Below are 13983 nucleotides of genomic sequence, written 5' to 3' on the forward strand. Positions count from 1 at the left end.
GGGGTAGGCAGCGGGCACGCTCAGGTGCCCGCTGCGTCGAGTCGGTGGATGCGGCCGGTGACCAGCCACAGCGCGGCCAGCGAAGCCGGCACCAGCGCGGCGACCAGAATGAACATCGGTGCGTACGAGGTTGCGGTCATCACCGGGACCAGCCAGGTGGTGATCAAGGTGCCGGCCACCGCGGCCATGCCGCCGATGCCGGCCAGCGAGCCGACCGATTTGCCGGCGAACAGATCGCCGGGCAGGGTCTGGATATTGCCGATGGCGATCTGGAAGCCGAACAGCACGGCGGCAATCGTCAGCACCGCCATGCGCGGGTCGGCGGCCTGCACGGCGCCCAGCAGCGCCGGCGCCATGATGGCCCCGCCCAGGGTGATGGTCCATTTGCGCGCGCGGTCCACGCTCCAGCCGGCCGCGATCAGGCGCCCGGACAGCCAGCCGCCGCACAGGCTGCCCAGCATCGCACCGACGAACGGCACCCAGGCGAATGCGCCGATCTGCTTGATGTCGAAGTGGAAGGTCTCGGCCAGGTAGATCGGCAGCCACGACACGAACAGCCACCAGATCGGGTCCAGGAAGAACCGCGCCAGCACGATCCCCCAGCTTTGCCGGTGCGACATCAGCTGGCGCAGCGTGGGCAGGTAGGCCGGCGGCGGCGCGCTGCCGGCGTCGGGCGCATCCAGGATCAACGCACGCTCGGCCGCGTCGACCCAGGGATGCCGGTCCGGCCCGGCGCGGTAGATCACCAGCCACGGCAGCAACCACAGCATGCCCAGCACGCCGATCAGCACGAACGTGCCCTTCCAGCCGAACGACAGGAACAGCAGCGCAATCAGCGGCGCCGAAACGATCGCGCCGATGGAGGCGCCGGCATTGAAGATGCCCTGCGCCAACGCACGCTCGCGCGCGGGAAACCATTCCGCATTGGCCTTGACCGCGCCCGGCCAGGCGCCGGCTTCACTGATGCCCAGCAGCGCGCGCACCACCGAGAACGCCATGATGGAGTGCGTGACCGCATGCAGCGCGATGGAGAGCGACCACACCGCGATGGACAGGGCAAAGCCGAGCCGGGTGCCGATGATGTCGAACAGCCGCCCGAACACGAACTGCCCGGCGGCATAGAACAGCATGAAGATGGTGACCAGCAGCGCGTAGTCTTCCTTGGTGGCGCCGATGTCGCGCGAGATCGCCGGCCACATCACTGCCAGCGCGTTGCGGTCGATGTAGTTGATCACCGTGGCCACCGCGATCAGCGCCACGATCAGCCAGCGCACCGCCGAGCGCTTGCCCGTGGGGCGCGTGCGGGGGGAGGCGGTGCTCATTGCGCACCTGCAGTGCGATCGAAGCGCGCGTAGCCGCCGCGCCAGCTGTAGCGCTGACCGGCGGCCTGCACCAGGTGGCTGCGTTGTGCATCGGCATCGTCGGCCACCGCCAGCGCGATGCGCTGGCCGCCGACCAGGGTGAGCACGATCACCTCGGCATCGTCGCCGCGCACGCGCTCGATGGCGCGGATGCGGCTGTTGGCGCCGTGCACGTATTCGGCGGTGCCGTTGTATTCGCCATGCGGTTCCAGCACGCCGAAGAAGCTGACATTGGCCTGCCCATCCACGCGCTGAATCAGCGCCGGTTCGCGGCGCAGGTTGAAGTTCGGGTCGTTGGCTCCGCTCTCCACCAGCAGGGCACGCGCCGGCGCGCTGCTGCCGAAGCGGTAGCTGTAGAAGCGGCCGGCGAGCAGCCAGCTCAGGCTGCGCGTGTCGGTGCTGGCGTCGCTGGAGGCGTCCACCCACAGGTGCTGATAGCCGTTGGCCTTGCCCAGTACCGGGCGTTGCGTCAGTGCGCGCTCTGCGGTGAAGCCGACCTGCATGATCTGCCCGTTGAAGTGCAGCGGCAGGTCGTAACGTGCCGGAGCGCTGGCGTTGACGCGCAGCAGGTCGACCACCACCGGCAGGCGCAGCTGCGGGTGCGACAGCAGCGCCTGGGTGCGGGTGAAGCTGACCCCGTCGTAGGCCTGCTGCATGCGCGCCGACACGATCTGGGTGTCGGCAGTGCTGGCGAACAGCAGCTGCGTCGGCGCGTGTTGCTCGCCCACCTTCCAGTCGCCGTTGAAGTGGCTGGTCTCGTTCACCACCAGCGTGTTGTGCGCAACGGTCTGCTTGGCCCAGCTGGTGTTCTCCGGCAGATAGATGCCGCCGGCCTTGGCTTCCACATTCAGGAAACGCGCCGCGCCGTAGTCGGTGACCACGCGCTGGCCGTTGTCGTAGAACAGCCAGTTCAACTTGTCGAAGTGGCCGTGGCCCATGCCTTGCGAGGTGTTCTTCATCACCAGCGTCTGGCCGTCTTCGCCGCCGCTGCGCAGGATCGCCAGCGCGCCCTGGTCGCCCTGTGCGCCGTCGCGCAGCAACACGCTGCCGAAGGCGAACGGTTGGGCGCGGTCCTGCGCGAGTGCGGTGGCCACGGCCAGGCCTTCGGGGGTGAGCAGCACGCGGCGCTGGCGTTGCGCGATGGACAGCAGCTGCGCGTCGTGGGTCTGCGCGTAGGCGATGCCGATGCCGGCCACCAGTTCTTCGGTGTCCAGGCCCTTGTCGAGGATGGCGTCGTTGATCGGGAAGAAATAACCGCCGTAGCTGCTCTGCACCAGGCTGTTTACGGCCTTGAGCAGCACGCCGTCGCGGCGCTGGAAGATGTGCTGCTGCGGCTGATTGCGCTCGATCGCATTGGCAAACAGCACGAACGGCGCCAGGGCATAGCGTTGGTAGTACGGGCCTTCGGCGTAGTAGCCGTCCGGCGAGAACAATTGGTCCACCTGCGCCAGGAAGCCGGCCTTACCATCGCGCCTGCTGCCGCGCAGTGCCTTGTCCACCAGCGCCTGATCGCGCAGCACATAACCGGTCATGCCGACCGCGGCCACTGCCCAGGTGGCGTGGTTGTGGATCTTGTCGAAGTTGTCGGCGCTTTCGTCGCACAGGAAGTGCGCCATGCGCGCGAACACGTCGCGGTCGATGGTGGCGCGGTCCTGCGCGCTGAGCGTGTCGCGGATGGCGTCGTAGCCCTGGCTTGCGTAGACCAGCCACACCGAGTCGTTCAAGGACTGCCAGAACAGCCGCCCCGGCACCTGGCCGCGCCCGGCCGGGTGTGCGCCCAGCGTGGGATACAGGCGTGCGTAGGCCAGCAGCACGTCGCGCGCATAGTCGGCATAGGCGCGATCGCCGGTGAGCCGGTACAGCGCGCCGGCGGCCTGGATGGCCTGGTAGTTGCGTTTGTGCTGCTCGTGGCTGGCGCCGCCGCCGGGATCGCTGGGCACCGGCACGTCCACCCCGGCGCGCATCGCCGCGCGCACGCTGGCTTCTGCGCGTGCCTGTTCGCGGGCGAACACCGGCAGCCTGGCGCCAGCGCTGGCCATCTCGCGCCATTGCTGGGCGGTGACCAGCACCGGCGCGGCGTCGGTGGCCCGCGGTTGCGGCTGCGCTGCTTGTTCGGCCGCGGGTGACGGGGCGGCGCTGCAGGGCAGGGCGCTGCCGGCGCCGACCAGGACCAGCAGCAACAGGCGGGTGGAACGGGTCATAGCAGGGGCTCCGCTGCGTCGGCGTGCAAGGCCGGGGTGCCGACGAACTGATTGCCGCTGGCGATGAGGTGAGGTGTGCCGGTGGTGTGCTGCGCCAGGATCGCGGCGCTGTCGACGAAGCGGTTATTGCGCAGCGCAATGCGCTGCACGCCGTGCAGGCGTATCGACGCACCTGCGTTGCGGCCGACCTGCGTGAAGTGCGAGTCGCTCACCTGCAGCACCGGGCCGAAGGTGCTTTCGTCGCGGCCACCGCGATACAGGTCCAGCACCGGCCCGGCGACACGGTGGAACTGCGACTGCCGCACCGTCACCTGTTCGACGTTGTAGGTGCCGCGGTCGTCGGTCTCGGCGTGTGCGGACAACACCTTGCCGGAGACGTCCTCGACCAGCAGCCGGTCCAGCAGGATGTGGTCGGCCAGGCTGCCCTTGCCGAGCGCGATCACGTCGAAGCCGGGTTGCGCGTCCAGATGATGCAGGTGCGTGTCGCGCAAGGTGAGCTGGTACTGCGCCACCGCGCTGCCCGGTGCGGTGCGGATCACCGCATTGCCCGGCTGCGCGGGTGCGGCGCGGCCATCGATCTCGAGCCGGGCCAGGTGGAGCGAGCCGCCGGGCGCGATCTGGAACAGCGCCGGCTGCGAAAAGCGGATGCGCGCGCGGCCGCGTTGCGGGCCTTCCAGCGTCAGCGGCCGGTCCACGTCGAGGATGTCATTAACCTGGTAGCGGCCTGCGTCCAGTTGCAGGCGATCGCCGGGGCCGGCCTGCGCCACGGCGTCGGTCAGGCTGGACTGCCCCGGCCGCACGCGGGTGCGGCGGCCGCTGTCGGTGACTGCCTGCGCTGCCTGCTTGGGGTACCAGCTCACGCCCACCTGTGCGCGCGCGATGTAACTCAGCGCCGGGTCGGCGCCGACGCCAGTGGCGTTGTCGGCGACCAGCAAGCCGGTGCTGGCGCGGGTCATCGTCACCTGGCGGCTGTTGACGCCGCCGGGCAGGCGGGTGGAGGCCAGCGGGCTTTGCAGGTTGCTGGTGAAGCCAATCCCGGACAGATCGCCCAGCACGCGCACCGGGTCGCTGGCGGCCACGATCAGGTTGCCGGCAAAGCGGCTGTTGATCGGCGCGGCGGTGCGCTCGGCATCCATGCCGGCACCGAAGTACAGCTGGTTGACGGTCACGAAGGTGTTGCGCTCGATGCGCGCCTGGTCCACCTGCACGTAGCGGTTGGCAGGCGAGTTGGGCACCCCGTACATGATGCTCAGCGCCGACGAATAGCCATCGCCGGCCAGGTTTTCCAGGTAGTTGTGGCGCACGGTCTGCTTGCGGTTGATCACGCGGATGCCGCCGGTGTTGGCCTTGCCGTCGCCGAAGAACACGTTGCGCTCGACCAGGTTGCCATCGCCATGCCGCAGCACCAGCGCGCCGCGCGATTGCTTGAACACATTGCCACGGTAGGTATTGCCGCCGGACTTGTTGGAGACCACCTCCACCTCGCCGTCGCAGCCTTCGAACCAGTTGTTGTCCACCACCGAGTTGGAGGCGCTGTCGGCATCGCTGCTGGTGCCGATGCGTAGCGTCTCGCCGCCATTGGCGCCCAGGTTGGGGCGTGGCCCGAACCAGTTGTGGTCGATGCGATGGCGGTTGTCCAGGCCCTGGGTGGCGTCGCGCACCACCACCAGGGTGGGGCCGGCATTGGTCTTGCCGACCAGCTGGTTGTGGTCGAAACGGTTGTCGCTGTCGTACAGCGCCACCCAGTTGTCCGAGTCGCTGCGGGTGGGCTTGCTGAAGCCATCCACCACCACCCCGGTGATGCGGCTGTGGCGCGCGCGCTCCTTGCTGGAGATGCGGTACGACAGCACCGCATCGCCGGGGCTATGGCCGTCGCGGAACACCAGGTCCGACACCACCAGGTAGGTGCCGGCCATGTGCAGGTCGGAGGTGCCGCTGATGATCACCTTGCCCGGCGTTTGCGCGGTGAGGGTGATTGGCTGCTCGGCAGTGCCTTGCCCGCGCAGCACGATGGTGAAATCCCGCCACTGCCCATCGGCCAGCACGATGCGATCGCCGGCACGCAGCGCGGCCGCCGCCACGACGTACTCGCTCTGGTCGTGCACCAGGTACGAGGTGGCCTGGGCCGAGCCGACCCAGGCGGACGCGCACAGCAGCAACAGGCAGGCAAGGGAAACGGGGGATCGCATCGGGATGCTCCTGGACGCTGGCGCGTCGGTGATGGCCGAGGGTAACAGTGCAAACTGGTTCGTCAACCAAAACGATAGTCCAGTTGGTCCGTATTGAAGCCCGCGATCGGCTCGATGTCATGCTGCAATTGCACAAAATAATCCAAGTAACTGGCCTAGTCAGGTGGCTCGTTCGATAAATCGCAGAAATGGTTGACTTGGCGTTGATCCGCGTGGAGTCTCCACCCCGCTCGGTCTCGAGTGTCCTTTGGGAGGAGGAATTGTGCGGTATCTGAAACTAGTCCAATTGCGTAGACCAATTATTCGAAATGCCTTGGCCCAGGCGCTGCTGACTGCGGTTGCACTGGCAAGCGCGCAGGCAGCCCTGGCCCAGCAAAGCGATGCCGCCCAGCAGGCACCGGAGCAAGCGCCCACCACGCTGGACCAGGTCAAGGTCACCGGCATCCGCAGCTCGATCCAGTCGTCCATCGACAGCAAGCGCGAGCAGACGGTGGTGGCCGACGTGCTGTCGGCCGAGGACATCGGCGACCTGCCGGCGCTGTCGATCGGCGAGGCGATCGAGACCATCACCGGTGCGGCCACGCATCGCGAAAAGGGCGGCGCGTCGGAGATCTCCATCCGTGGCCTGGGGCCGTTCCTTGGATCGGCCACCTTCAACGGGCGCGAGGCCAGCAACGGCAGTGGCGACCGTTCGGTGAACTTCAACCAGTTCCCCTCCGAACTCATCAACACCGTGGCGATCTACAAGACCCAGCGCGCCGACTTCGTCGAAGGCGGCATCGCCGGCACGGTCAACATGCAGACCGTGCGGCCGCTGGAATTCGGCAAGCGCCGCGTGCAACTGGACGGGCGGGCGACCTATGCCGATGGCGACAGCAAGTTGCGCGATGCCGATGGCGTGGGTTGGCGCGGCACCGTCAGCTACCTGGACCAGTTCGATCTGCGCGGGGCCGGCAAGCTGGGGGTGTCGCTCGGCCTGCAGCGGCTGGAAGGCACCAACCCGGAAGAGGTGATGAGCAGCAGCTCCACCTGGACGGCCTGCAACGCCAACGAGGTGGTGGGCGCTAGCCGCAACTGCACCGCCGTGACCCCGGCGCAGGTGCAGGCGGGGACGCCGTATTACCTGGCGCCCGGCAGCCGCGTGTACCGCCAGATCAGCGAGCACGATCAACGCGACGCGGCCTTCGCCGCGCTGCAATGGCGGCCCTTCGACGGCCTGGAGGTGGCCCTGGATTACCAGGATTCGCAGCGCACCGTGACCGAAGACCGCGCCGAGCTCAATTTTTCCGAAACACTGCGCAACCTCAACAACCGCCAGGTGGGCGACAACGGCGCCTTGCTCGGCCATACCGGCAGCAGCACGGTGGAATCCTCCACCGACTACAAGGTGCGCGACGAGCAGTACCGCGGTGGCGGGCTACGCGTGGAATGGCGCCCGAACGCGGCCTGGATGCTGTCCACCGACCTGTCGTATTCGCGCACCGAGCGCAGCGAGATCGACCGCCTGATGCGGCTGCGCTCCAATGCCACCGACATCAACGGCAACCGCGTGCCCGGGATCAACGGGCAACGCGTGGACTACACCTACGCCTATGCCGGCGATGTGCCGGGGATCGTGGTCGATCCCGCGTTCGACCTGAATAACCCGGACAATTTCAGTGCCGCTGCGCGCGCGCGCCGCGACGAGTTGCGCCGCGAGCACACCATCCGGGCCTGGCGTTTCGATGGCGCCTTCACCCCGGAAAGCGGGCTGCTCACCTCCATCAAGGGCGGCGTGCGCCTGTCCGAGGCGACCTACCGCGACCTGGACGACCGCGTCGAACGCAACGTCACCGATCCGGCCACGATCCGCGCCGCCAACCTGGCCTGCCGGCAACCGTTCCCGCAGGAGGATTTCCTCTCCAGCGCCAGCGGCAACACCATCCGGCAGTGGGCCACCTTCGACAGCCGCTGTCTGTTTGGTGCCATCACCGGCGTGGACGACACCGGCCGCAATGCCGACCCGCGCGGCACCGCCGACTCCGACGTGGAAGAAAAGACCCGCGCGCTGTATGTGATGGGCGAATTCGCCAGCACGCTGTTCGGGCTGCCGCTGGACGGCAACCTGGGCGTGCGCTGGGTGCGCACCGACGTCAGCTCGGTGGGGTTGCGCGGCGAGCTGGACGTGGTCGACAACCCCGACGGCACCATCCAGCTGGTGGAAACCGGGCGCTTCGCCGCGCAGACGGTGCGCGCGTCCAACCGTGTGTTCCTGCCCAGCTTCAACGCCAACATCGGCCTCACCGAGCAGACCCAGCTGCGCTTTGGGCTGTACCGGGCCATGGCGCGCCCGGATCTGGTGGCGTTGTCTGCCGGGCGCACCTTCATCCTGGAACCGGGGACCGAATTCACTACCGTCGGCGAGGCGATCGGCAGCATCACCGCCACCGGCAATCCGCGCACGCAGCCGCTGCTGTCGTCCAATGCGGACGTGTCGCTGGAGTGGTATCCCAATGCCGACTCCCTGCTCAGCGCCGCGGTGTATTACAAGCAGTTCACCGGTGGCGCGGTGCCCACGGTGGTGGACGAGCGCTTCGTCATCGACGGCACCGCGGTGGTGGTGCCGGTGGTGCAGGACGTCACCACCCGGCAAAAGAGCGATCTCACCGGGCTGGAGCTGACCGGCACCCACCGCTTCTCCTACCTGCCGGCGCCGTTCGACGGCCTGGGCGTCAAGCTGAGCTACAACTACGCTGATTCCAACTACAAGACCCAGGATCTGCGCCTGGGCGACCAGATCGACCCGGCAACCGGCCTGGTGAGCAGCGGCATCGTCGCGCCGGCCAATATCTTCGGCCTGTCGCGGCACGTGTTCTCCGGCCAGCTGTATTACGCCATCGGCGCGGTCGACCTGCAGGCCATCTACAAGTACCGCTCCGAGTATTTCCAGAAGTTCGTCGGCGCCCCGGCGCAGAACCGCTACGTGCGCGACAGCGGCACCCTGGACCTGCGTGCCAGCTACCGCGTCAATGCGCAGCTGTCGGTGTCGCTGGAGGCTTCCAACCTGACCAACGAGCCGCGGATCTCCGACATGCCGGTGCCCGGCAGCTTCCGTGAGTACAACACTTACGGGCGACGTTATTATTTGGGGGTGCGCTACCGGTTCTAGCGTCGCCCACCTGTCCGGCACCCGTGTGCCGGGCCGATCACCCTGAGGGTTTGAGTCGCCGATGTCCGAAAACCGCCTGTACCACTCCGTTGCCGCCAAGATCCGCGCGCTGATCGACACGGGCGAATTCCCGGTCGGCTCGCGCCTGCCGGGCGAGCGCGAGTTGGCCGAGCGCTTCGGCGTCAGTCGCGTCACCGTGCGCGAGGCCGAGATCGCGCTGGAAGCGCAGGGCCGCATCGTGATCAAGATCGGATCGGGCGTGTACGTCAAGCCACGCCTGGCCTCGGACGAGGGCGCATTGCCGGATGTCAGCGCGTTCGAGCTGACTGCCGCGCGCGCGGTGATCGAGGCGGAGGCGGCCGCATTGGCCGCCAGCCACATCACCGATGCGGAGCTGGATGAGTTGAACGGCATGATCCAGGCGCTGTCCGCACCGGGGCTCAGCGATGCGGCCGCTGCCGACTACGACCGTGCCTTCCACCTGGCGATCGCGCGGATTAGCGGCAACCCGGTGGTGGCGCACTGCGTGCAGCTGATCTGGCGCATGCGCAACGAATTGCCGCGCGTGCGCGAGGTGTATGCGCGGGTCTGCCACGACGACGGCGCCACCCGTGTGGACGAACACACCGCCATCCTGCAGGCCCTGCAGCAACGCGACCCGGTCGCGGCACGCACGGCCATGCGCAACCATTTCCAGCGCCTGTTCGAATCCATGCTGGAAGCGACCGAGAACGATGCACTGGCGGAGATCCGCCGCCGCACCCAGCAGGACCGCGCGCATTTTCTGGCGGCCACGCGCACCTGAGTGCATCTAATGGCTGGTGGACGCGCTGCGTCGACCACCAGCGGCACTTTCGTGCCGCTGACGCTGGATCCTCCGAAAGACACATCCTCCAATCAGCTGGACGCGCCGTCTGCGCCGGTTCGGCGCCACCGACACGCGGCTGATCTGAGTGTCGCGCCTGCGGTTGCCGCGGACGCTGCAGTGATAACACGCTGCAGCGTCCGCCCTCAGGCAGACCGCTCTGCCTGAGGGGCGCGCGGGTACCTGCAAGCGCAGGCCTCAGTCCGCCATCACCTTGTCCGGCGTCATCGGGGTGCTGCGGATGCGCTTGCCGGTAGCATGGAAGATCGCATTGCAGATCGCCGCCGAAACACCGACCAGGCCGATTTCGCCCACGCCTTTTGCGCCCAGGCTGCTGACGATGCGGTCGTCCTCGTCGGCAAAGATCACATCGATGTCATGGATGTCGGCATTGGCCGAGACGTGATACATCGCAAAATCGTGATTCATGAAACGGCCGAAACGGTGATCGGACTGGGTGTGTTCGTGCAGCGCCTGGCCGATGCCCCAGACCACGCCGCCAACGATCTGGCTGCGCGCGGTGATCGGGTTGAGAATGCGCCCGGCTGCAACCGCGCTGACCACGCGGGTGACGCGGACCGTGCCCAGCTCTTCATCCACCCGCACTTCCACGAACACCGCGCCGTGGGTGGCCCGCGTGTACTTGCGTTGCTTGAGCACATTGGGCAGCAGCAGGAACTTGTCTTCGATCTGTTCCAGTTCTGCTGCACGCAACAGCTCGGTCAAGGCAATGGTGGTGCCGGCATCGGCGCGCAAGGCCAGCGTGCCGTCGGCAAACACCACCTCGTCCAGCTTGGCCTTGCCAAAGCGCGAATTCGGCAACGCCTGCGCCAGGCGCAGCAACCGTGCGCGCAGCTTTGCGCACACGCCATCCACCGCCGAGCCCACCGTGGTCACATGCGACGAGCCGCCTTCGATCGGTGCGACCGGCAGGGTCGAATCGCCGAGTTGGAAGGTGACCTGTTCCAGCGGCAGGCCCAGTGCTTCGGCCGCGATCATCGCCATCACCGTATAGGTGCCGGTGCCGATATCGCTGGCTGCGCTGCTCACCACCAGCCGGCCATCGGCGTGCAGCACCGCATGCGCGCGCGCAAACATCTGCATCGCATCCCATTGCCCGGTGGCCATGCCCCAGCCGACCCACTCGTTGCCTTCCTTGCGTGCACGCGGCTGCAGCGGACGCTGCGCCCAGCCGAAGCGTTCGGCACCTTGCTGGTAGCACGCGCGCAGCGCCTTGGTGGAGTAGGGCTTGTCGTCGGCCGGGTTGACCTCGGCATAGTTCTTCAGGCGCAGCGCCAGCGGATCCATGCCCAGCTCATAGGACAGCTCGTCCATCGCCACTTCCAGCGCATGCACGCCGTGTGCGGCACCGGGTGCGCGCATGTCCATCGGGCTGAACTGGTCCAGGCTCACCAGGTTGTAGCCCAGATGCACGTTGTCGCAGGCATACAGCTGCCCGCTCCAGTTGACCACCACTTCGACGTAATCCTCGATGCGCGAGGTCTCGGCAATGGCCTCGTGCCAGATCGCGCGCAAGCTGCCGTCGCGGTCGGCGCCGAGCTTGAGCCGCTGCAATGTCTCCGGGCGATGGCCGAAGGTGAACATCTGTTGCCGCGTCAGCACCACGCGCACCGAGCGGTCCAGCAGGATCGACGCCATCACCGCCAGCGGCAACTGATACTGCGGGCGCAGTCCGGAACCGAAGGCACCGCCCACGTACGGATTGCGCACGGTGACCTTGCGCTTGCTCAGGCCGAACACATGCGAGACATACCAGCGGCTGTTCTGCGAGCCCTGGGTCTTGTCGTAGATGGTGAAGTGGCCATCGGCATCGCGGATCACCGTGGAGGCGAACAGCTCCATCGGATTGTGGTGCTCCACGCCGCTGTAGTAGTCGGCCTGCACCTGGACAGCGGCATTGGCAAAGGCGGTGTCTGGCTCGCCCTTGTCCTTGGGCGGCGGCGAGAAACCGGCCTTCATGGCCTTGGGCTTGTGCGCGCGGTCCAGGTTGGTCATCAGGTTGGTGTCGTGCGGGTCCTGCAGCAGTTCCACCTCCACCAGGTGGGCCGCGTGGCGCGCCGCTTCAAAAGTGTCGGCCACCACCAGGGCGATCGGCTGGCCGCTGTACAGGATCTTGTTGTCGTACAGGGGCCGGAACGGCGAGCCGGCCGGTGCGGTCATGTCCTTGTAGAACACATCCATGCCGCGCATATGCGGGCGGTTTTCATGGGTGACGATCTCCAGCACGCCCGGCACCGCACGCGCGGCATCAAGATGGAAGGCGACGATCTCGCCCTTGGCGATGCTGCTGTTGACCACCACGCCATAGGCCAGATCCGCCACCGGCCATTCGGCGGCATAACGTGCCTGGCCGGTGACCTTGGCACGCCCGTCGATGCGGGTGACGCCGGTGCCGGTGGGGCGATAGCCGGTGCCGCTGTCGGCAACCGGCGGGATCAGGTCGTTGTCGGGTAGATCGGTGCTGCGTGCGTTCATGGCGCTTCCTCCAGCGCGCTGGTTCGCCCGCGGTTGTCGATGGTGCCCTCGCGGGCGACGTCCAGGGCACGCACGATCGCGCGGCGTGCCATCGGCAGCTTGAAGGCGTTGTTGCCTTGCGGTTGCGCACCCTGCAGTAGGGCATCGGCTAGGCTGCCGAAGCTCTCGGCCGTGGCCGGTTTGCCCACCAGCTGCGCTTCGGCGTCGGGATTGCGCCAGGGCTTGTGCGCCACGCCGCCCAGGGCCACGCGCACTTCGCGGATGCTGCCGTCCTCGGCCAGGTCCAGCGCCGCCGCCACCGACACCAGCGCGAATGCATACGACAGGCGCTCGCGGATCTTCAGGTAGGCGCTGTGCGCAACGAAGCGCTGTGCATCGGGCAGGTCGATATGCACGATCAACTCGTCCGGGGCCAGGGTGCTGTCCAGCTCCGGGTGCTCGCCGGGCAGGCGGTGGAACTGCGCGAACGGGATGTCGCGCTCGCCGTTGGGGCCTTGCACGTGCACCACTGCGTCTAGCGCAGCCAGCGCGACGCACATGTCCGACGGGTGCGTGGCAATGCACTGCGCGCTGGCGCCGAGGATGGCGTTATAGGTGGTGAGCCCGCCGATCGCCGAGCAGCCGGTGCCGGGCGCGCGCTTGTTGCATGGAGTGGCATGGTCGTAGAAATACAGGCAGCGGGTGCGCTGCAGCAGGTTGCCGCCGTTGCTGGCCATGTTGCGGATCTGTGGCGAGGCGCCGGCCAGGATCGCCGCGCTCAGCAAGGGATACCGCGTCTCCACGTCCGGGTGATAGGCAGTGTCGGCATTGCGTGCGAGTGCACCTAGGCGCAGGCCGCCTTCGGGGAGCGCACTGATGCTGTCCAGCGGCAGGCGATTGATATCGACCAGGCTGCCTGGCCGCATCAATTGCAGCTTCATCAGGTCGGTGAGATTGGTGCCGCCGGCGATCAGGCGCACCGGGGCTTCGGCAGGCACCGGATGCGGGTCGCTGGCGCGCACCGACAGGGCAGTCAGCGCCGCATCGACGCTGTCCGCGCGCGTATAGGTGAGCGGAATCATGCCGGCACCGTCCCTGGCGTCCACGGTGTGGCGGCACTCTCGCTGCTGTCGCTGGGCTTGCCCATGACCTGCATCACCGCATCGGTGATCTGCGGGTAGGCGCCGCAGCGGCACAGATTGCCGCTCATCAACTCGCGTACCTGGTCGCGGTCGTGCGCTTTGCCCTCGTTGATCAGGCCCACTGCCGAGCACAACTGCCCGGGCGTGCAGTAGCCGCACTGGAAGGCATCGTTCTCGATGAAGGCACGCTGCAGCGGATGCAGCTGTTCGCCCTCGGCCAGGCCTTCGACGGTGGTGATCTCGGCGCCGTCCTGCATGACCGCAAGCGTCAGGCAGCTGTTGATGCGGCGCCCATCGACCAGCACCGTGCAGGCGCCGCATTGGCCGTGGTCGCACCCTTTCTTGGTGCCGGTGAGGTCGAGCCGGTCGCGCAATAGATCGAGCAGGCTGACCCAGGCTTCGAGCTGCAAGTGGTAAGGCTGACCATTGATGCGCAGGTTGACCGGGTAGGTGGGCGCAGCAGTGGCGGTGGCCGGCGCCAGATGCGTGGCAGTGGCGGGTGTGGCATTCATGCGAACCCCGTGGCGATGGCTGAGAGGAGGACCCTCACCTTGATGCCTGCGTGGTCAAGGTGTGGTGTAGGAGAGTGAGGTCTCTTTCAC

The 13983-nt window shown here is 67.4% G+C and carries 8 protein-coding genes; 2 read left to right on the forward strand and 6 right to left on the reverse strand.

From position 1 onward, the window contains the following. Window positions 1-20: 20 nt before the first annotated feature. Genes ABQ039_RS05620 through ABQ039_RS05630 form a run of 3 tightly spaced genes read right to left on the reverse strand, consistent with a single transcriptional unit; the run spans window position 21 to window position 5751 of the window. The gene (locus ABQ039_RS05620; RefSeq protein ID WP_102581829.1) at window positions 21-1322 is read right to left on the reverse strand and encodes an MFS transporter; all 1302 of its coding nucleotides are present in this window, start codon (window positions 1320-1322) and stop codon (window positions 21-23) included. Beyond that, entirely contained in the window at window positions 1319-3562 is a 2244-nt protein-coding gene (locus ABQ039_RS05625) for an oligoalginate lyase (RefSeq protein WP_184611129.1), read from the reverse strand. Before ABQ039_RS05625 ends, ABQ039_RS05620 begins: the two co-directional genes overlap by 4 nt. Further along, on the reverse strand, window positions 3559-5751 hold the full coding sequence (locus ABQ039_RS05630; RefSeq protein ID WP_349778565.1) for a polysaccharide lyase 6 family protein: 2193 nt from the start codon (window positions 5749-5751) through the stop codon (window positions 3559-3561). The genes ABQ039_RS05625 and ABQ039_RS05630 overlap by 4 nt, the downstream gene beginning before the upstream one ends. A gap of 313 nt (window positions 5752-6064) precedes the next feature. On the opposite strand from ABQ039_RS05630, the gene ABQ039_RS05635 reads away from it, so the two are divergent. Together ABQ039_RS05635 and ABQ039_RS05640 are read left to right on the forward strand one after the other, a co-directional pair. Further along, window positions 6065-8899, forward strand: coding sequence for a TonB-dependent receptor (locus tag ABQ039_RS05635; protein WP_349778566.1), 2835 nt, complete (start codon window positions 6065-6067; stop codon window positions 8897-8899). Window positions 8900-8960: 61 nt separating this feature from the next. Then, on the forward strand, window positions 8961-9704 hold the full coding sequence (locus ABQ039_RS05640; protein ID WP_024938638.1) for a FadR/GntR family transcriptional regulator: 744 nt from the start codon (window positions 8961-8963) through the stop codon (window positions 9702-9704). A 258-nt stretch (window positions 9705-9962) separates the two neighbouring features. Here the strand turns inward: ABQ039_RS05640 and ABQ039_RS05645 are convergent, their stop codons facing one another. The 3 genes from ABQ039_RS05645 to ABQ039_RS05655 are packed head-to-tail and all read right to left on the reverse strand — an operon-like array spanning window position 9963 to window position 13893. Next, window positions 9963-12260 carry a xanthine dehydrogenase family protein molybdopterin-binding subunit gene (locus ABQ039_RS05645; protein ID WP_160955124.1) on the reverse strand — a complete coding sequence of 766 codons (2298 nt, stop codon included), beginning with the start codon at window positions 12258-12260 and terminating at the stop codon, window positions 9963-9965. Further along, complete coding sequence (locus ABQ039_RS05650) at window positions 12257-13345, reverse strand: xanthine dehydrogenase family protein subunit M (protein WP_184611127.1); 1089 nt, start codon at window positions 13343-13345, stop codon at window positions 12257-12259. The genes ABQ039_RS05645 and ABQ039_RS05650 overlap by 4 nt, the downstream gene beginning before the upstream one ends. After that, window positions 13318-13893, reverse strand: a complete 576-nt coding sequence (locus ABQ039_RS05655; RefSeq protein WP_226426696.1) for a (2Fe-2S)-binding protein — start codon at window positions 13891-13893, stop codon at window positions 13318-13320. Before ABQ039_RS05655 ends, ABQ039_RS05650 begins: the two co-directional genes overlap by 28 nt. Window positions 13894-13983: the final 90 nt, after the last annotated feature.

This window comes from Xanthomonas sp. WHRI 6108 (genome assembly GCF_040202385.2).
Classification (GTDB): Bacteria; Pseudomonadota; Gammaproteobacteria; order Xanthomonadales; family Xanthomonadaceae; genus Xanthomonas; species Xanthomonas arboricola.

Bases quoted from the DNA above. Each gene is read 5' to 3' on its own strand.
- ABQ039_RS05620 (WP_102581829.1), bottom strand. From the start codon at position 1,322: ATGAGCACCGCCTCCCCCCGCACGCGCCCCACGGGCAAGCGCTCGGCG.
- ABQ039_RS05625 (WP_184611129.1), bottom strand. From the start codon at position 3,562: ATGACCCGTTCCACCCGCCTGTTGCTGCTGGTCCTGGTCGGCGCCGGC.
- ABQ039_RS05630 (WP_349778565.1), bottom strand. From the start codon at position 5,751: ATGCGATCCCCCGTTTCCCTTGCCTGCCTGTTGCTGCTGTGCGCGTCC.
- ABQ039_RS05640 (WP_024938638.1), top strand. From the start codon at position 8,961: ATGTCCGAAAACCGCCTGTACCACTCCGTTGCCGCCAAGATCCGCGCG.
- ABQ039_RS05645 (WP_160955124.1), bottom strand. From the start codon at position 12,260: ATGAACGCACGCAGCACCGATCTACCCGACAACGACCTGATCCCGCCG.
- ABQ039_RS05655 (WP_226426696.1), bottom strand. From the start codon at position 13,893: ATGAATGCCACACCCGCCACTGCCACGCATCTGGCGCCGGCCACCGCC.